The sequence below is a fragment of the Hymenobacter qilianensis genome (genome assembly GCF_014638675.1).
Classification (GTDB): Bacteria; Bacteroidota; Bacteroidia; order Cytophagales; family Hymenobacteraceae; genus Hymenobacter; species Hymenobacter qilianensis.
Genome location: NZ_BMFN01000003.1, coordinates 721495 through 738814, shown reverse-complemented (window position 1 = coordinate 738814; position 17320 = coordinate 721495). Strand labels below are relative to the sequence as shown.

Sequence of the window (17320 nt, the reverse complement as noted above, 5' to 3'; positions counted from 1 at the left end):
CGCGAGGTTTAATCGGCGGAAGATTCTTCGGTCACGTATTGCTCAATCTTTTTCACGGCGTGATGGTAGGACGCTTTCAGGGCACCTACCGACGTACCCGTGACGTTGGCCATCTGCTCGTAGGTCATCTCGTCGTAATACTTGAGGTTGAACACGAGGCGCTGCTTATCGGGGAGGCGCAGAATGGCTTTTTGCAGCTTGCGCTCTATCTCATCGCCGGCCAGCAGCGGGTCGGCTTCGATTTTGGCCGCTAATTCGGCCCCCACATCATTCAGCGGGAGGAAAAACTTACGGCGCTTGCTTTGCAGAAAGCTCAGGCACTCGTTGGTAGCAATCCGGTAAATCCAGGTATAGAGCGACGCATCCTGGCGGAAGTTGCCGAGGTGCTTCCACACTTTCACGAAGGTGTCCTGGGTGAGGTCGTCGGCATCGTTGTGGTCTACCACCATCTTGCGCACATGCCAGTACACCTTCTGCTGATACTTGCGCACCAGCTGATTGAAGGCCACATTGCGGGCCGCCGGGTCTTGGAACTTGAGGAGGATTTCTTGGTCTTCCAAGTAGGAGGGAGAGGATTAGGAGCGGCGTGGTTTGATGGCTTAGAGGGGAGGGACAGCTGAGGGTTTATTCAGGTTTTAGAATTAGTTGTCTCAACTACTATAATGCTCTGTATACCAAATCTCTCTACTTATTTGTCGCGTAAGAAACTCCCACTGTTACGTTGGTATTGTCATTAAATCGGCCTTCAATTACCCGGCTTTCGTGGGTGTAGTTGTAGGTGAAATTTACAGCCAGGCGGCGCGTAAGCTTCAGAGCAAGCGTAGTTAAATTGCTGAAGCGATAATCACCAAAGTCGCTGAGGGAAGGCTGATAATACGTGAGGGCACTCAGCGTAATGATGCTGCGCGAGTAAGCCACCTTCAATCGGGCAGAATTGCGGGCCGTTACGCGCTCAGTGCCATTCTGGAAGTTGGTCGACTCACGGATGATCAGATTGCTGACTGATATTTCGCGCCCCAGCGAATCGGAGTAAAAGGCCCAGCCCGGCCCGGCTCCTAACTGTACCCGGCGGTCGATGCCGCGCAGATTGCTGCGCTCGAAGCCACCGATACCATAGAAGCGAAAGCGGTTGAGGCGGTAATAAGGCGTAGCATTCAGGAGCAGCTCGCGCTCTTTGAGCAGGCGATCTTGCTTACCATAAATAAAGCTGCCGCTTAAGGGCAAGCCGATATGTTCGCCGCGTGTAAAAGTGGCGGTGTGGGCTGTAGAGAGCAGCGCTCGGTTCACGCCGCCCGCGCTGTAAGCGCCCGTCAGCTGGCCGGTATACACGATTAAAGTCGTGTCGGGGGGCATATCCTGGGCGAGGGTAGGGCGCGCTAGCAGCAAAGCAAGACACATGACTACTCCCAGAATACTGTGGCCCGACAGGCTTCGATTCCGGATTTTGAGCAAGTATTCCGCCAGGACACTCGGTGGCCAGTGATAACCGCGAGGCGCGGTTCCCGTATTGAAAAAAGCCCCCCGCATGCGCTCAGCAATACCGGGGGGCATTTTTTCCATTCTTACCGTTTGTTCTATGCAATACAATATCGATAACATCAAAGTAGATTTACAGATGGTGGGCTTCTCTGAAAGCCCCGCCTTGGTGGATCAGGTAGAAAGCGAGCTGCGCCGCGTAATGCGCTTCCGCCAGGACATTGTAGCCGCCGACGTGTACCTGCGTGAGGAAGGCACAAACCCCGAAAACAACAAGACCGTACGGTGGCGCCTCGGTATTCCCGGCAAAGATCTGTTTGCGGAAGGTGCCGGTGCTTCCTGGCCCGCCAGCCTACGCGATGCCAGCGAGAAGCTGAAGCGGCAGTTTGTTGACTAACGAATAGCGAAGGTATAAATAGTAAGCAACTGCTGTGCTTCGCTACTTGCTATACTCTGCTAAAAAAAGCCCCCCAGAGAATATCCGGGGGGCTTTTTAACTTAAAAAAACACGCACTACTTCTTACGAGCCATTACTCGTTCTACCGCTGCCACGATGTCGTTTTCCATCAGGCCATATTTCTCCATGAGCTGATCGGGGGTGCCGCTCTCGCCGAAAGAGTCGTTGACGGCAACCATCTCCAGAGGCAGGGGCTCTTCACGAGCGAGCAGCTGTGCGATGCTGTCGCCGAGGCCGCCGTTCATCTGATGCTCCTCTGCCGACACCACGCACCGCGTTTTGCGCGCCGACTGGAGGATAGCAGCCGCATCCAAAGGCTTGATGGTGTGAATGTTGATGATTTCGGCATCAATGCCTTTTTCGGCCAGCAGTTTACCCGCCAGAATGGCTTTCCACACCAGGTGGCCAGTGGCAAAAATGCTCACATCGGCACCCTCATTGAGCATTACGGCTTTGCCAATTTCGAATTGCTGGTCGGCCGGAGTAAAGTTGGGCACCACAGGCCGGCCGAAACGCAGGTACACGGGGCCTTCATGCTCGGCAATGGCGATGGTGGCAGCCTTGGTCTGGTTGAAGTCGCAGGGGTTGATGACGGTCATGTGGGGCAGCATGCGCATCATGCCCAGGTCTTCCAGAATCTGGTGGGTGGCACCGTCTTCCCCCAGCGTAACGCCGGCGTGGGAAGCGCAGATCTTCACGTTCTTGCCCGAATAGGCAATGCTTTGCCGAATCTGGTCGTACACGCGGCCGGTGCTGAAGTTGGCGAAAGTGCCCGTAAAGGGAATTTTGCCCCCTATGGTCATGCCAGCGGCCATGCTCATCATGTTGGCCTCCGCAATACCTACCTGGAAGAAGCGCTCCGGAAAGTCTTTCTTGAACGCATCCATTTTGAGCGAGCCCGTGAGGTCGGCGCAGAGAGCTACTACGTTTTCATTGGTTTTGCCCAGTTCGTGCAGGCCGGCACCGAAGCCTGAGCGCGTGTCTTTGGATTCGGAGTAGGGGAATTCTTTCATGAAGGAGATGTAAAATGTTGGAGTTGCTCGTTCTGCTTATTCCTCAAGCATATCATTTCCCAAACATACTCACCGAAGTAGTCTGTCCGCTGCGGATGGTGAAATTGCGCACGTCCGTAAACTGACTACCCGTGGAATTTTTGGTGCGAAATACCAAGCGGTAGGCGCCCGGCTGCATCGTCAGGTTGATTTTACTGGAAGTTTCGGGGAGGTTATAAATCCAGGTTTGTGATTCGTCGTCGTTGAGTTGATAGATGCTGCCGTAGCCCGCCAGATCCGTCACAATGTTCAGCGTGCCGGGCGCCGGATACGTCACCATCGTTTCCTGCCCTTGCTTGATCGTGACGCGGCGGACGATGCGCGGCAGCGTAAGTAACTCCACCTCATAATTGCCCCCCAGCAGCTTCTGCCGACTCCCGAAAGGCAGCGCCACTACGGTACTTGCCTCGCCCTGGGCCCGCACCACCGTCTGCACCGTGCCATAGGGATTAGGTGTCATATTGGGTCCCTGCAAGCGGAGGGTTCCTTGTGGGGTCTTGTACGTCAGCAAGTTATCTTGCCCTGGCTTGATTTTTAAGTCGGCCTGCCGCACTGGAGGCACCGTATTAATGATGAGGTCGTAGGACTGGAGCGCGTCGATATCGAGCACGTCGGGCTGGCCTTTGGTGTCGCGGTAATGCACGTAGTTGTACTCGGGCTGACCGGTAGCGCTGTTCACGAAGGTCATGTTCACGTTGCTTTCCACGGGCTTGCCGTCGGCATCGGTCAGGTTTACCCGGACGGTAGTTTTTTGCAGGGTCTGGGTAATAACGTTATCGAGCACGGAGCGGAAGGTTTTAACATCAGCCGCGTTGTAATACTGCCCCAGACATTCGAGCTGCTTGCCAAACTCTTTTTCGGCCCCAATGCCAATGACAAAAGGCTTCAAAAAGATGTGCTTGCGCTGCAAAGCCAACGACGTAGCGCACGGGTCGCCCTGGCACGACTCAAGACCGTCGGTGATGAGAATGAGCACGTTGCGAGCCGTTTTATCGGCCGGAAAGTCGTTGGCCGATTGCAGCAGCGAATACGTGATGGGCGTATTGCCACGCGGTTGCAGGGTTTGTAGCTTGGCCTTGATGGCCTTCGCATTCTTCGCAGCAAAAGCTACTTCCAAACGCGAGTCCTGGCAGTTATTTTCCTCCCGACCGTACTGATGACCATACACGCGTAGCCCCAATTCCAGATTTGGGTAAGTGTTAAGCGAATCGACCATCTTGGCCAGCAGGCTCTTGGCAACTTCCATGCGTGGCCGACCTTCCCACACAGCCCCCATGCTACCAGAGGCATCGAGCAAAAACAGGATGCGGGTAGTGCGGGGCTTCGTGGGGGGCAAATTCTGAGCATACAGCGGTGCCGTGAGCAACAAAATGCCCCCCAGCAGTAGTCCGCACAGATACCCGAGTCGGCTCATAAGCAGGTAAATGGCTTTGACCGTCATGCAGAGGCGGAGCCGAAGCATCTCGCGTGTTTAGTGGGATTACTAACCTCACTATCGCTGGCGAGATGCTTCGCTTTGCTCCGCATGACGGTCAAAGTTATAAAGCCAAGCCTGCGGCTCGGCTTTAGTAATCCGAGGCTTCTTCTACCAAAAGCTGCTGCAAGGCCTTCTCCAGCTGCTCATCGTTCGGGGCTACGCCGTGCCACTTGTGCGAGCCCATCATGAAGTCAACGCCGGCGCCCATCTGTGTGTCCATCAGCACCATTACGGGCTGTCCCTGACCGAGTAGCTGGCGTGCTTCCTCCAGCGAAGCAATGAGCTTTTCGAGGTCGTTGCCGTCGGTTTCGAGCACCAGCCAGCCAAACGCTTCAAACTTGGCGCGCAGGCTGCCCAGGTTCATAATCTCCTTGGTAGAGCCATCGATTTGCTGGCCGTTGCGGTCCACGATGGCAATCAGGTTGTCTACTTGGCGGTGAGGAGCGTAAAGGGCCGCTTCCCATACTTGGCCTTCATTCAACTCGCCGTCGCCCATGAGCACATACACCGTGCGGTCGTCTTTATTAAGCTTTTTGGCTTGGGCAGCCCCAACGGCTACGCTCAGGCCTTGGCCCAACGAACCCGAAGCAATACGCACGCCGGGCAAACCTTCCTCCGTGGCTGGATGGCCTTGCAGGCGCGAATTCAGCTTGCGGAAGGTAGCCAGCTCGCTCACCGGAAAGTAGCCCGAACGCGCTAATACAGAGTAAAATACCGGCGAAATGTGCCCGTTCGATAGAAAAAACAAATCCTCATCGTGGCCTTCCATCGAAAAGTCAGGATTATGCTTCATGATGCGGAAGTACAGCGCTACCAGCAGATCGGTACAGCCTAGGGAGCCGCCGGGGTGGCCCGAGTTCACGGCATGAACCATGCGCACGATGTCGCGGCGTACCTGCGAGGCAATCTGTTTTAGCTCCGCAATGCTTCTTTCGCGCTGAGCGGGCTGGGTTTCGGTCTGTACGTGGGCGGCGGGGCTTGACTGCGACATATAGTAGTTCTTAGTAGGAGGTTGGGAGCGAAGATAAGCAGTGAGATTAAGCGCCAAGCAGTTGAGCCGCGTGATTTTTGGTATCCACTTTCGTAATCACCTTTTCAATGTTGCCCTGCTCGTCAATTAGGAAGGTGTAGCGCATGGTGCCCATGTACTTACGGCCGTACATCGATTTTTCCTGCCATACGCCGTAGGCTTCCACTATCTGCTTGTCCTCATCTACCAGCAGAGAAAAAGGTAGGTCGTATTTGGTGGCGAACTTCTGATGCGACTTTTCTCCGTCGATGCTCACCCCCAGCACCTTAATACCAGCGGCGCGCAGCTCGGCCTGGTTGTCGCGTAGATTGCAGGCCTGAGCCGTGCAGCCTGAGGTGTCATCTTTCGGATAAAAATACAGGGCTACCTTCTGCCCGCGCAGGTCCTGCAGACGGATGAGGTTGCCATTTTGGTCGAGGGCTTCGAAGTTGGGGGCGGCGTCGCCGGGCTGAAGAGACATGGGGGGCAAATGCTAGGGTAAGTTGGCCGCAGGTTGGGGCGTGAAGATGAGCTTTTCCACCGGAAAGCCAGCAGATTGTGCCACGGCAATAAGCTGCTCGCGCACGGGCTGTGCCAATTGCGGCGTGCGGCTCAGCAGCCACAGGTTTTCGCGGCCGGGCTCACCTACCAGCGCGTATTGGTACTCGGGGTCGAGGTCCAGAATCCAGTAGTCGCCCTCGAAAGGCCAGATAAAGCTAACCTTTAGCTTGGCGTTGGTCTTAGAATCAATAACACGAGCCACACCGCGCGCTATTTCCAGCGGACCCGTTGGACTGTTTTTGCGGCAGCTGTTTATCACGGCTACTTTCCCATCAGGCCGCAACGAATACTCGGCCGTAACGTGCTGGCAACCCTTCTCGAAGCGAGTAGGAAGGCGAGCAATTTCATACCATACGCCCATATAGCGCGCCAGGTCAACGTGCTCAGCTACGGCCAGCGGCACCTGACGACGATTTCGGGAGTACACCAGGCCCACAGCCGCTACGGTAACAGTAGCGGCAGCAGCGAAAAGAACAGGACGGCGAGTTTTCATAGGTTGGTGTTTGATAGATAGTGCTTTGTTAAAAACGTCTGTCATGCAGAGCGGTAGCGCAGCATCTCGCATGTTTAGTTAGGATTACTAACCTCTCGTCAGCACGCGAGATGCTTCCCTACCGTTCTGCATGACGGCCTTTTGCCCCCCAGCCGCCAGCTAAATCTTAAACTGCAGGATTTTCTCGTTGCCGGCCTGGTCGGTCAGGCGTAGCTCTGCTTCGCCGGCAAGCGGCACTGTTTTATCCTGCGGATCGGTGAATAAGGTAGCGTTTTTGTACTCGTAGCGCAGCATACGCCACTGCCCGTTCACCAGCAAACGGTAGCTGCTGAGCCCCGAAAGATTATCGCCTACAATGAAAGTGAGGCCCGCCGGCGACTTCCGCACCAGCCGTGCCGTGGGCGCAAGCGTATCGGTCAGGATGCGGAAGGAGCCGAAGGTTTTCACGGGAAACGTGATCTGTTCACCCTCCCATTTGCCCCCCTGATAGATGCGGGCACCCTTATAGTTAATCATATACACCGCCGAACGGGTTTTGTCGGCTACGGCTACGGGCGGCTTCAGGGTAGCTTGCATCGGCTTAAACAAAGGCGTGCGCGCATTATGAATCGTCCAGAGCCCGTCTTTGTAGCCGTTTTGCAGATACAAAGTGTCAAACAGCGTGAGCGGAAAAAAGACCAGGTTCTGCAAACCGTTGGCAAACGACTGCTCTGTGGCAGATGGGATAGGAACTTTAGGCTCGAAGGCCTTGGTCAACTGCCCAAAGCGAATGGAATCGGGCAGGCCGGCACGCAGATCGTAGAGGTACACATTCTCGCTTTGCACTGTGTAGCTCGGCACTACCTCAAGGCGGCGGTTTCCGCGCATCAGCGTAATATTTGCCCCCTGGCGGCTAGTGTCCGGGTCGGTAGCTATTACCTTGAGAATGTTGCGGTTAATATCATAACGCAGAGCCGGCTTGCGCACGCTGGCATTGCGCGTCTTGTAGTAAACTGGCTTTTGGCCGCGTAGCACAAAAGTGAAGGGCGTGGTGTTGCCGTAGGAGTCGCTCAGGCGCACTTCAACGTTGTATATCGAGCCTTCTTCTACCCGCAGCTTGCCCTTTGTACCGTTCGTATTATAAATCGGGAGCGTGTTGCCATCATCCACGAACAGCTTCTCCAGGGTCCGGCCGTTGGTCTGTTGCCATTGATAGTCAATGTGCTGCGAAATCTGCCGCGAGTCGCTGAAGGGAACAGCATCGATCGTATGACGGTAATGCGGCTGCCCATTTACGCGCACTTCTACTCGTTGCAGACCATTGCGGTTAGTCGCTATGTCGAAGCGGTCAAAGCCTTGCACCAGCAAACCCACCATACCGAAAGCGGCAATAGTATCGGGGTAGGCATAGGGTGTGCTCGGCGCAGCAGGCGTGGGGGGCTTTTTTGGCGTAAAAACGGCTTTGTCAAAGCGCCCTTGTACGCGGGCGTCAATGCTGAGCGGCTCTACGGCAAATGCCTGCAGGGTAGGCGCCACATGGTCCTGAATCTCCGCAAACCCTCCAAAGCGTAGCGGGTTAAGCTGCCGGTCTTCCGCGTCGCGCACTTCCCAGTGCAAGTGCGGGCCGCCCGAGCCACCCGTGTTACCTGACATGGCTACAATGTCGCCGCGCTTCACGACAAACTGGTCTTTTGTCGGAAACAGCTCTAACTCAAAGGTCTGCTTGGCGTATTGTTGCTGACGCAGGAAATCAGCCACCGGACCCTCGAAGCGGTTGAGGTGACCATATACCGTTGTCATCCCATTGGGGTGGGTGATATACAGCACATTGCCGTAGCCAAAGGCTGACTGCTTTAGCCGCGACACGTAGCCATCGGCGGAGGCGTATACAGGCAAATCAACTCGCCCATCGGTTTTGATGTCAAGCCCACCATGAAAGTGGTTGGCGCGAATCTCTCCCATGCTGCCCGTCAAAAAGTTGGGTTTGCCCGGCTTAATAGGAAACATGAAATAGCCGGCCGGTACGCTATCTATGGGCGTGATGTGTCGGCTGGGCTTGGTTTCGGGTGCCGCCTGGGAAGTGCGGCGCGGCGCAACAGTTCCGTTAAAGGGCACGGGCCGCAGACTCATAGCCGTGAGGGCTACCGCACCAGCTACCACGCCTAACCCACTCCACTTTACTATTTTACTAATGCCTCGAACTTGGTACTGCACAATTTTCAACCCTTTACTTAACAGCAACATCCAACAGCTTTTCGTTCTCTATATACCCCTCCAGCCGGTCGCCGATATGTACCGGGCCAACACCGCTGGGCGTGCCCGTAAAGATCAAATCTCCCATTTTTAACGTGATAAAGCGGGAGATGTAGGCAATCTGGGCGGCGAAATTGTGCAGCATCATGCCGGAGTTGCCCTGCTGCCGAACCTCACCGTTCACTTCCAGCCGGAAGTTGATATTGGCCAAGTCGGCAAACTCTGCCACGGGCTTAAACGTGGTAGAAAGGGGTGCCGAGCCATCGAAGCCCTTCGCCAGCTCCCAGGGCAAGCCTTTCGCTTTGGCTTTGCTTTGTAAGTCGCGGGCCGTGAAATCGATGCCCAAGCCAATGGCATCGAAGTAATTGGTGGCAAACTGCGGCTCTATGTTCTTGCCATTCTTGCAGATGCGCATCACCAGCTCGATTTCGTGGTGAATATCCTGCGAGAAATCAGGGTAGAAAAAGGGCTGATTTCGCTGTAATAAAGCCGTATCGGGCTTGGCGAAGATGACGGGCTCGTCGGGCGTTTCGTTCTTAAGCTCAGCTATGTGTTCGGCATAATTACGGCCGATGCAAAGTATTTTCATTTCTGTATGATGCTTAGTGACTTCAGCTTAGCCTGTCAGCCGGGGATTTGCACTTAGGGTATAGGCCCCCAACGCCGCAAGCGTGTGCAGCCAAAATTAGGGCTATTTCTGTGGGGTAGGAAATAAATAAGACCTCTTTCACCTTCATGGGCGCCACAGCTAAGAGGTAAGCAGTAAACATTTACCCCATGCGCTATCGTATAGGCAATAGCTATCTAAGCTGGGCGGGAAGGCATTTTGGCCTTATAAATGCTATGCCATGGTAGTTAAGTGACATTTTCTTTAAAGTAACCCCTCCGTCATGTTTAAAAAGTTTCTTGTAGCCAGCTGCCTGTTTGTAGCAGTAGGCTGCTCTACGGTTCCAATAACGGGTCGTCGCCAGCTTAGCCTGGTGTCTGACGCTGAGATAAATACCCTGGCTGCCCAGCAGTACCGCGAAGTAATCGGCCAAAGCAAGCTTTCTACTAATTCCACCCAAACGGCCATGGTTCGGCGGGTGGGGCAGCGGATTCAGCAGGCCGTTGAAACATATTTCCGGCAGCAGAATGCTCAGGATCAGCTAACGGGCTATGCCTGGGAGTTTAATCTTATTCAGGATGATGCCCAGCAGAACGCCTGGGCGATGCCGGGGGGCAAAACCGCCGTTTATACCGGTATACTGCCGATTACTCAAGACGAAAATGGCCTTGCTGTGGTAATGGCTCACGAAATAGCGCACGCCGTAGCCAAGCATGGCAGCGAGCGTATGAGCCAGGGCTTGGTGCAGCAGTTGGGTGGTCAGGCCTTGGGGGCTGCTCTTTCAACCAACTCCGCCACTACCCAGCAAGTAGCGCTGCAAGCTTTTGGCGTAGGCTCTCAGCTAGGAATGTTGCGCTACGGCCGCAACCAGGAATCGGAAGCTGATCGATTGGGGCTTATCTTTATGGCTATGGCGGGCTACAACCCTGATGGAGCTGTTGGTTTCTGGCAGCGCATGGCGGCCCGGAGCAACGGAGCATCGCCACCCGAGTTCCTTTCTACGCACCCTTCCAACGAAACGCGTATCAACGATATTCAAAGCCTTCTGCCAGAGGCGCGTAAGTATTATAAAGCGCGCTAAGCCTGCTGCTACTGTCTGTATCCAATGAAATTTGCCCCCCATTCCTTAGTACGGCATGTATTGCCCTTGCTTGTTATCCTGCTGACCGCGCTGCCGGCCTGTGAAACCAGTAAGCGCGGCATTCCGGAGGTGAATGCTGCGGATGGCACTGATCTGGAGCGGAGGCAGTTAGAAGTGAGCAGCAAGCTGGTAGGGCGGGTAATTGAAGGCCAGGTAGAATACGTGGTGCCTCGCGCCCAGCTCGCAACAGCCTTCATCCGGCAGTTCAACGACGGTACCGTTGTCGACAAAACCAGTATCCGCAAGGTGCAGGGTAGCCCCAAAGACAAAGCCATTTATTACCTGGTAGGCATGGGACTGCGCAATGGCATGTACCGCGCCATGGCTATTCCTTTAGAAACCTCTACCGACAATAGTTTGTACCTGCGCTCCAATGCCGAGCGTTATATCGTAACGAGCGTGGGGTGTACGTTCTGCTATTTCTCTTTCGATAAAAACCGTATTACCGGCACCGAGTGCGAAGAAAACACCGGCGGCAGCCGCTGCGACCTGGAAGTAGAAAGCAACAACAATTTCTTTCCTCGCTAATGAGCCGCAAGTGGATAATTCGCCTCACTCTCACCGCGTTGGCTTTGCTGCTGACCACGGATAAGCGCCCGGAGAAGAAACCAACCAACGACAAATAAGAAAGGGCCGCTGTATAGCGGCCCTTTCTTATGGTCTGTAACTTCTGGATTAAGACTCCTTGGTCACCGCCTCGGCTAGCTTCGCTAAATCCAGTCCATCAAACGTGCCCGAAGACATCATGAGCAAGTTGGCATCGGTCCAGTTTTGCTCGTGCAGGAAAGCGGCCAGGGCGCGGCTGTCGGTAAACACGCGCAGGTCAGGGCGCTGAAAGGCGGCCGTTACCTGCTCGGGGGGCAAATCGGGGAGGCGTTTGTGAGCCAGCACCTGCGGATTGAAGTACACGATAGCCACATCAGGCGCATCAAACGTGTGAGCATATTGGGGCAAAAAGGCCGGATTGAGGCTGCTGAACGTGTGCAATTCCAAACAAGCTACCAGCCGACGCTTCGGAAACTGCTTTTTCAGGGCGGCCGCCGTGGCTTTGAGCTTTGAAGGCGCGTGCGCGAAGTCCTTATATACCACCGAATCGTGGCCGGCCCGCACCAGCTCCAGGCGGCGTGCGGCCCCTTTAAAGGTAGCCAGCGCCTCAAAGAAGTCCTTGCCCTTAATTCCCAGCTGCTTACACACTTCTTTCGCGGCCGAGATGTTGCGCAGGTTATGGTCGCCGAAGATCTGAATTGGAATCTCGTCGTCCTTCTTAGTGAGCAGAAAGGTCTTACCATCGCGCACTACATGCTCGTGCGGTCCGTAACCGATGTATTTCACGTCCGGATCAGTGGGCACGCTTACTAGCTGCACCTGCTCGTCGTCGCGGTCAAAGATGAGCACGCCGGCTTTGGGCGTCATCTCGGCAAAAATGCGAAACTGCTCGCGGTAGTCTTCCTCCGTCGGAAACACGTTGATATGGTCCCAGCTAATACCCGAAATCACCCCGATGTGGTGGTGGTACAGGTGAAACTTCGGTCGCCGATCAATGGGCGACGAGAGGTATTCGTCGCCTTCAATGATGATTATCGGCGCATCTTCCGTGAGTTGCACCATCAGATCAAACCCATCCAGCTGAGCACCTACGGCGTAGTCGAACTTGCGGCCATGGTGGCGCAGCACATGCAGAATAAGCGATGTGATGCTGGTTTTGCCATGACTGCCGCCGATAACTACCCGCTGTTTATCGCGAGAAGCTTCATAAATGAACTCCGGGAATGAGTAGATGCGCAGCCCTAACTCCTGAGCACGTAGCAGCTCGGGGTTGTCGGCCCGCGCGTGCATGCCCACAATCACGGCATCTAGGTCAGCGGTTATCTTTTCCGGAAACCAGCCCTCGCTGGGGGGCAAAATTCCAGCGGCAGCCAAGCGGCCGTGAGCAGGCTCAAAGATTTCGTCGTCGGAGCCGGTAACCTGGGCGCCGCGACGGTGCAACGCCAAGGCCAGGTTGTGCATGATGCTTCCCCCGATGGCAATCAGGTGAAGGCGGTGGAGCGCGGTGGGGGTGGGGGGCATTTTTGAAGAAACAAGCAAGAATAAATCGGCGGAAAGCCAAGCCGGTTGGCAAAGTTACTAGCCCAACGCAGAAGTTGATGCTCGGTGGGCCCAGTACTTGGCTCGTGCCGGGACGAACGAGCATCTCAACTGTTACAAGGGTGAATGCCATAATTTTTACTTTAGATCAGATAGCAAAAAGAAAGCACTTTTCCCCCTGCTAATTCTGAAAATATGCCCCTAGATTTGCACCCCTTTGAGCATAAAAAGACGGTTGGCAGTGCGAAGGTGAGCAACAATAAATCCTGAGGGTTGCGAACCAAAACCTTCCAAAGCTGACTACCTTGTACAACACCCAGTGATGAACGACCAGATGAATGAGCGCGTAAAGTTGCAGGCCTCCCGGGGCATCGCTGCCCTGAATGGCCGTCCTGCCGCTTTATCCATGACCGGACCGGCGGGCAAATTGCCCCCCCAGGCCCGTGAGCTAGAGGCCGCAGTGCTCGGCGCTTTGATGCTCGAAAAAGACGCGCTGACTACCGTTATTGACATCCTGAAGCCCGTGAGCTTCTACGATGATAAACACCAGCGCATTTTCAAGGCTATTCTGAACCTGTTTGATAAGTCGGAGCCCATCGACATTCTCACCGTGGTGCATGAGCTGCGGGAGATGGGTGAGCTGGAGCCAGCCGGCGGCCATCACTACGTTGCCAACCTCACATTCAAGGTTAACTCGGCGGCGAATATCGAGTACCACGCGCGCATTATCACCGAGAATGCCATTAAGCGGGAGCTGATTAATATCGCTTCCACCATTCACCGCGATGCTTTCGAGGATACTACCGACGTATTCAACCTCCTAGATCAGACGGAACAAGCCCTGTTTGAGGTTTCGGAGTCCAACATCCGCAAGAACTTCGATGATATGCGCAGCCTGATGGGCAAGGCAATCAAAGAGCTGGAAGAGAAGAAAAATCAGAAGGATGGCCTTACCGGCGTGCCCAGCGGCTTCTCGGCCCTCGACCGCGTAACCAGCGGCTGGCAACCCTCTGACTTAGTTATTATTGCGGCCCGGCCTGGTATGGGTAAAACCGCGTTCGTGGTTTCCGCCATGCGCAATGCGGCCGTCGATTTCAAGAAGCCGGTGGCCATTTTCTCGCTGGAAATGTCCTCTTTACAGCTCGTCAATCGTCTGATTTCGGCAGAAGCGGAGCTTGATTCTGAGAAAATCAAGAAGGGCAATCTGGCAGATTATGAGTGGGCGCAGCTTAACCATAAGATTTCCTCGCTGTCGAGCGCGCCCATCTTTATTGACGATACGCCTGCACTCAGCATCCGGGAGCTTCGCACCAAATGCCGCCGCCTAAAGGCCCACCACGACATTCAGATGATCATCATTGACTATCTGCAGTTGATGAGTGGCAACACCGATGGCGGCAAGGGCGCCGGCAACCGTGAACAGGAAATTGCCTCCATCTCGCGGGCGCTGAAAGGTATTGCCAAGGAACTGAACGTACCCGTATTGGCCCTTTCCCAGCTCTCCCGCTCCGTGGAAACGCGCGGCGGCGACAAGAAGCCGCAGCTTAGTGACCTTCGCGAATCTGGCTCCATTGAGCAGGACGCTGACATGGTTGTGTTCCTCTATCGCCCTGAGTACTACAAGATTACAGAGGATGAAATGGGTAACCCCACCCAAGGCACCGGCGAAGTAATTATTGCCAAGCACCGGAATGGCTCCCTTGAAACCGTACAGCTCAAGTTTATCGGCCGCTTCACCAAGTTTGCCGACTTGGATGGGGTAGGCTTCGGTGGCGATGCAGGAAGCTTCAACACCGGTGCGTTCCCCGCCAGCACCTTCGACGAGGATCCTAGCAGCTTTGCGCCTAATACCATACGCCTGGGAAGTAAAATTAACGACGGTGCCAGCCCGGTGCCTTTCCCCAAAAGTAATTTCGGGAATGACGACCCGCCGTTTTAACAAACAGCTCACGACATAAAAAAACGGAGTGCTCCATACTTAGTCTACTGTAGGCTAAGTATGGAGCACTCCGTTTTTGAGCCTAGGTTGCTTATTACATAAAAGCGGCGGCTCCTGATCAGGAGCCGCCGCTTTTATAAGAAGTATGCAGGCTGATATTAGCGCGTGTACTCTAGTTCGGTGTAAGGCTCACCAGCTTTGGCTACGCTACGCAACTTAAGCGAAGAAGCAGACAGCGAAGTAACCTGGTATTCTTTGGCTTCACCCAAGTTGAGCGTTAGCGCTTTCTTGTCGGTGCTAAGAGCCCAAGTGCCTGGCTTGGCTGGCGTTTTAGAATCTTTATCGCAAACATTAGCGCCTTCCAGCTCCGTCAATTCACCCGTTGCTTCAAAATGCAGCTTGTTATCCTTGCTGCACTCATCTAGCATCATGAAGATATTGGTGGTTCTAACGTTGTTTGGGGTTGGCACGATGCCTTTGTAGGCTACTAGCTGCCAATCACCGGCCAAGGAAGCATCCGTCGAAGACTGGGATGAAGCGCGGGGAGTGGGAGATTCTTCTAGCTGCTTTTCGCAAGAGGCAAACAGCATGGTGCCCAACGAAAGGGCCGTAAGCAGACGTACTTTGGTCATGAAAAGAGAGAATGGTGGATAGAAATGAACGCGTAGAAATAGACCGTATAGCTATGAATTTAGGGGGATGCGCAGAAGCGCTAGAAGAGTGAAGAGCAGTTGAATTACCTTGAAGAAGTGTAATTACTCATGTATCCTGGCTACAAATATAGATACCCCTTTTGTATACACCACCAAAAGCAGGCTAAAACGCACCTATAAAATTATGTCAATTGCATTTTGTTAATATATATTTAGGCTCAGAAAGCTGATGAATAAGAAAGCCTGCTAAAGCCTCACACATGGGTAGCTTTAGCAGGCTTATATGGCCTATATAACAATATTATGATTTAGTCTTCGCCTCGAGTAGCGTGACTACCTCTTTATTGTTGGCAGCCTTAGCGCTGGTAAGGGCTGTGTTTCCGTCTTCATCTTTTGCCTGCAGGTCGGCACCACCGGCTAACAGTAGCTCAATGAGCTCTTTACTGCCTTTTCCGGCCGCATAGTGAAGTGCAGTTGCCTGAAAAGCATCACGCCAATTGATTTTTGCTTTGTACTGAAGCAGCGATTTTACGATAGATACATTATTATTTGTAGCCGCTGTAATCAGATAACTAGTAGGAAAACCAGGAACAATTTCGATAACGTGATTGGGGTCGGCTCCTGCTTTTAACAGGGATTCGACAGCGGCGGTGTTGCTTTTTAAAACCGCCGTATATAACTCCTTGCTTTTATCCTGAGCTGCTGAAACATATGCTAAGCACATAAATAACAAGCAAAGGAAGGCAATCTTTTTCATACAAAAGGGTGGTAAAGTGAACGTGATATTGCGTAAAAGTACAATATCACGTTCTTTCTATCAATACCCTCTTTTACCAAATTAAATGGTAGCAGCAACATATGAGTCCTCTTTGAATGGAAGCCTCTTAGCTGGCTGCGGCCAGATGCTTTTGCTTCTTCTTTTTCTCCTTTTGTAACCGGTTAAGCCAAAGAATAACGCCGGTAATCGGGAATGTAACGCCCAACACGCATACTATTAAGGCAATGATTTTGGAAGGCATCCCAAAAATGGCCCCCGTATGCACGGGCTTAAAGGAGCGGCGTACACGTTGCCCTAAATTACGATCCTGGAAGTCGAGCTTGCCCAAAACCTGGCCGGTATACTGATCCAGGTATAGTTCATCATTGGCTGACTCGTGGGGGGCATTTACCGGCAACATAGCTATGCGCACCGACTCGGTGGAGTCCTTGGGGAGCTGAATGCTGAAGTTTTGGGCCGTAGGCACCCGCTGACGCGCTATTGCATAGGCAGCATCATACGTGAGGCGCGAATCGGTGGCGGCGACTACTGACTTTGGTGGCTCGGGGCCTTTCATCTCCGAATTGGTGAGTGTGAAAATGCCTTTATTAAACCACTCAAAGGACCAGGCCAGGCCCGTAAAAGCGAATACAAACAGGAATAGCGCGCTATAAAACCCGAGCACGATGTGCAGATCATGGTTGAGGCGCTTCCAACTGGCATCCCACTTTACGGAAAGGCGCTGACGTAGTACCTTCCCCGTTGCAGGCCACCATAGGACCAAGCCAGTACCGATGATAAACAGGAAAAACAAGGTGCTCACGCCCACTATGAACTTGCCAACCGCACCGGCCACCATGCCCCGGTGCAGGGCAAACATGGTGTAGAAAAACGTGTCGCGGTAAACATAAGGGCCCACAACCTGCCCGGAGTATGGATTGACAAAGTATTTGGGGCTACCTCCGCCTTCACCGCCACCTTTTGGTTTTTCGCCTGCTTTTGCTCCTTTAGCATTACCAGCCGGGCCTGCTTGCGCCACTGGGGGGCTTTTCTTGTCCGATTTGTCGCCAGCCAAGCTCACTTCCACCGTACGCAAAGGGTCGGCGTACACCTTCATGCCCGTTACCTTGGCCTGAGGCACCGAGGCTTGCACTGCCTGGGTTATTTGCTGAAGCGAAAGGCGAGTCTGGATGGTGGGCGCCTCAACAAAGTAGCGCTCTGGGTGCCAGGCCTGCTCCAGCTCTTTTTCAAAAACCAGAACCGCCCCTGTGAAGCAGAGCACCGCTATAACCAAGCCGGATGCAAGACTCAAGTATAGGTGAATTGTGCGGAAGAAGATTTTCATTATGGTAGCCTTAAATTTGTTTAAGGGGAGTCATGT

General features: G+C 53.8%; 17 protein-coding genes. 4 read left to right on the top strand and 13 right to left on the bottom strand.

Annotation, left to right across the window (positions count from 1 at the left end; genetic code table 11):
• Positions 1-8: 8 nt before the first annotated feature.
• Both IEW06_RS17400 and IEW06_RS17395 read right to left on the bottom strand, forming a co-directional pair.
• Positions 9-560, bottom strand: a complete 552-nt coding sequence (locus IEW06_RS17400) for an RNA polymerase sigma factor (protein WP_187731588.1) — start codon at positions 558-560, stop codon at positions 9-11.
• A 124-nt stretch (positions 561-684) separates the two neighbouring features.
• A complete protein-coding gene (locus tag IEW06_RS17395) occupies positions 685-1560 on the bottom strand; it encodes a DUF481 domain-containing protein (protein ID WP_188548659.1) in 876 nt (291 codons plus the stop codon).
• A 16-nt stretch (positions 1561-1576) separates the two neighbouring features.
• Here IEW06_RS17395 and IEW06_RS17390 point away from each other — a divergent pair, with 16 nt between their 5' ends.
• Positions 1577-1873: an HPF/RaiA family ribosome-associated protein gene (locus tag IEW06_RS17390; RefSeq protein ID WP_187309082.1), complete on the top strand. Its 297-nt coding sequence runs from the start codon at positions 1577-1579 to the stop codon at positions 1871-1873.
• Positions 1874-1989: 116 nt separating this feature from the next.
• Here the strand turns inward: IEW06_RS17390 and IEW06_RS17385 are convergent, their stop codons facing one another.
• From IEW06_RS17385 to IEW06_RS17355, 7 genes are all read right to left on the bottom strand, one after another.
• Complete coding sequence (locus tag IEW06_RS17385; RefSeq protein ID WP_187309083.1) at positions 1990-2946, bottom strand: transketolase family protein; 957 nt, start codon at positions 2944-2946, stop codon at positions 1990-1992.
• Between the two features lie 52 nt (positions 2947-2998).
• Positions 2999-4447: a vWA domain-containing protein gene (locus IEW06_RS17380; protein WP_229743158.1), complete on the bottom strand. Its 1449-nt coding sequence runs from the start codon at positions 4445-4447 to the stop codon at positions 2999-3001.
• Positions 4448-4550: 103 nt separating this feature from the next.
• Positions 4551-5453: a transketolase gene (locus tag IEW06_RS17375; RefSeq protein ID WP_187731590.1), complete on the bottom strand. Its 903-nt coding sequence runs from the start codon at positions 5451-5453 to the stop codon at positions 4551-4553.
• 46 nt (positions 5454-5499) lie between these two features.
• Entirely contained in the window at positions 5500-5952 is a 453-nt protein-coding gene (gene bcp / locus IEW06_RS17370; RefSeq protein WP_187731591.1) for a thioredoxin-dependent thiol peroxidase, read from the bottom strand.
• A gap of 12 nt (positions 5953-5964) precedes the next feature.
• Positions 5965-6525: a lipocalin family protein gene (locus tag IEW06_RS17365; RefSeq protein WP_187731592.1), complete on the bottom strand. Its 561-nt coding sequence runs from the start codon at positions 6523-6525 to the stop codon at positions 5965-5967.
• A 159-nt stretch (positions 6526-6684) separates the two neighbouring features.
• The gene (locus IEW06_RS17360; protein WP_188548658.1) at positions 6685-8718 is read right to left on the bottom strand and encodes a M23 family metallopeptidase; all 2034 of its coding nucleotides are present in this window, start codon (positions 8716-8718) and stop codon (positions 6685-6687) included.
• A gap of 13 nt (positions 8719-8731) precedes the next feature.
• Positions 8732-9346, bottom strand: coding sequence for a fumarylacetoacetate hydrolase family protein (locus IEW06_RS17355; RefSeq protein WP_187309089.1), 615 nt, complete (start codon positions 9344-9346; stop codon positions 8732-8734).
• A gap of 301 nt (positions 9347-9647) precedes the next feature.
• On the opposite strand from IEW06_RS17355, the gene IEW06_RS17350 reads away from it, so the two are divergent.
• Positions 9648-10445 carry a M48 family metallopeptidase gene (locus tag IEW06_RS17350; protein ID WP_188548657.1) on the top strand — a complete coding sequence of 266 codons (798 nt, stop codon included), beginning with the start codon at positions 9648-9650 and terminating at the stop codon, positions 10443-10445.
• A 24-nt stretch (positions 10446-10469) separates the two neighbouring features.
• A complete protein-coding gene (locus tag IEW06_RS17345) occupies positions 10470-11033 on the top strand; it encodes a hypothetical protein (protein WP_187731594.1) in 564 nt (187 codons plus the stop codon).
• A gap of 147 nt (positions 11034-11180) precedes the next feature.
• On the opposite strand, the gene IEW06_RS17340 is transcribed toward IEW06_RS17345, so the two are convergent.
• Positions 11181-12572 carry a UDP-N-acetylmuramate--L-alanine ligase gene (locus IEW06_RS17340; RefSeq protein ID WP_188548656.1) on the bottom strand — a complete coding sequence of 464 codons (1392 nt, stop codon included), beginning with the start codon at positions 12570-12572 and terminating at the stop codon, positions 11181-11183.
• A gap of 424 nt (positions 12573-12996) precedes the next feature.
• Between IEW06_RS17340 and dnaB the strand changes: the two genes are divergently transcribed.
• On the top strand, positions 12997-14529 hold the full coding sequence (dnaB, locus tag IEW06_RS17335) for a replicative DNA helicase (RefSeq protein ID WP_223284954.1): 1533 nt from the start codon (positions 12997-12999) through the stop codon (positions 14527-14529).
• A 158-nt stretch (positions 14530-14687) separates the two neighbouring features.
• Here the strand turns inward: dnaB and IEW06_RS17330 are convergent, their stop codons facing one another.
• The 3 genes from IEW06_RS17330 to IEW06_RS17320 form a co-directional block, all read right to left on the bottom strand.
• Positions 14688-15161 carry a lipocalin-like domain-containing protein gene (locus IEW06_RS17330; protein WP_187731595.1) on the bottom strand — a complete coding sequence of 158 codons (474 nt, stop codon included), beginning with the start codon at positions 15159-15161 and terminating at the stop codon, positions 14688-14690.
• Between the two features lie 322 nt (positions 15162-15483).
• Positions 15484-15939 (bottom strand): ankyrin repeat domain-containing protein, encoded by a 456-nt coding sequence (locus tag IEW06_RS17325; RefSeq protein WP_187731596.1) that lies wholly within the window; start codon positions 15937-15939, stop codon positions 15484-15486.
• Between the two features lie 127 nt (positions 15940-16066).
• Positions 16067-17284 carry a PepSY-associated TM helix domain-containing protein gene (locus tag IEW06_RS17320; protein WP_262891925.1) on the bottom strand — a complete coding sequence of 406 codons (1218 nt, stop codon included), beginning with the start codon at positions 17282-17284 and terminating at the stop codon, positions 16067-16069.
• Between the last annotated feature and the right edge of the window lie 36 nt (positions 17285-17320).

Coding starts and splice junctions, on each gene's coding strand:
- IEW06_RS17375 (WP_187731590.1), bottom strand. CDS start 5,453: ATGTCGCAGTCAAGCCCCGCCGCCCACGTACAGACCGAAACCCAGCCC.
- IEW06_RS17330 (WP_187731595.1), bottom strand. CDS start 15,161: ATGACCAAAGTACGTCTGCTTACGGCCCTTTCGTTGGGCACCATGCTG.
- dnaB (WP_223284954.1), top strand. CDS start 12,997: ATGACCGGACCGGCGGGCAAATTGCCCCCCCAGGCCCGTGAGCTAGAG.
- IEW06_RS17340 (WP_188548656.1), bottom strand. CDS start 12,572: ATGCCCCCCACCCCCACCGCGCTCCACCGCCTTCACCTGATTGCCATC.
- IEW06_RS17355 (WP_187309089.1), bottom strand. CDS start 9,346: ATGAAAATACTTTGCATCGGCCGTAATTATGCCGAACACATAGCTGAG.
- IEW06_RS17320 (WP_262891925.1), bottom strand. CDS start 17,284: ATGAAAATCTTCTTCCGCACAATTCACCTATACTTGAGTCTTGCATCC.
- IEW06_RS17325 (WP_187731596.1), bottom strand. CDS start 15,939: ATGAAAAAGATTGCCTTCCTTTGCTTGTTATTTATGTGCTTAGCATAT.
- IEW06_RS17395 (WP_188548659.1), bottom strand. CDS start 1,560: ATGGAAAAAATGCCCCCCGGTATTGCTGAGCGCATGCGGGGGGCTTTT.
- IEW06_RS17380 (WP_229743158.1), bottom strand. CDS start 4,447: ATGCTTCGGCTCCGCCTCTGCATGACGGTCAAAGCCATTTACCTGCTT.
- bcp (WP_187731591.1), bottom strand. CDS start 5,952: ATGTCTCTTCAGCCCGGCGACGCCGCCCCCAACTTCGAAGCCCTCGAC.
- IEW06_RS17350 (WP_188548657.1), top strand. CDS start 9,648: ATGTTTAAAAAGTTTCTTGTAGCCAGCTGCCTGTTTGTAGCAGTAGGC.
- IEW06_RS17365 (WP_187731592.1), bottom strand. CDS start 6,525: ATGAAAACTCGCCGTCCTGTTCTTTTCGCTGCTGCCGCTACTGTTACC.
- IEW06_RS17385 (WP_187309083.1), bottom strand. CDS start 2,946: ATGAAAGAATTCCCCTACTCCGAATCCAAAGACACGCGCTCAGGCTTC.
- IEW06_RS17345 (WP_187731594.1), top strand. CDS start 10,470: ATGAAATTTGCCCCCCATTCCTTAGTACGGCATGTATTGCCCTTGCTT.
- IEW06_RS17390 (WP_187309082.1), top strand. CDS start 1,577: ATGCAATACAATATCGATAACATCAAAGTAGATTTACAGATGGTGGGC.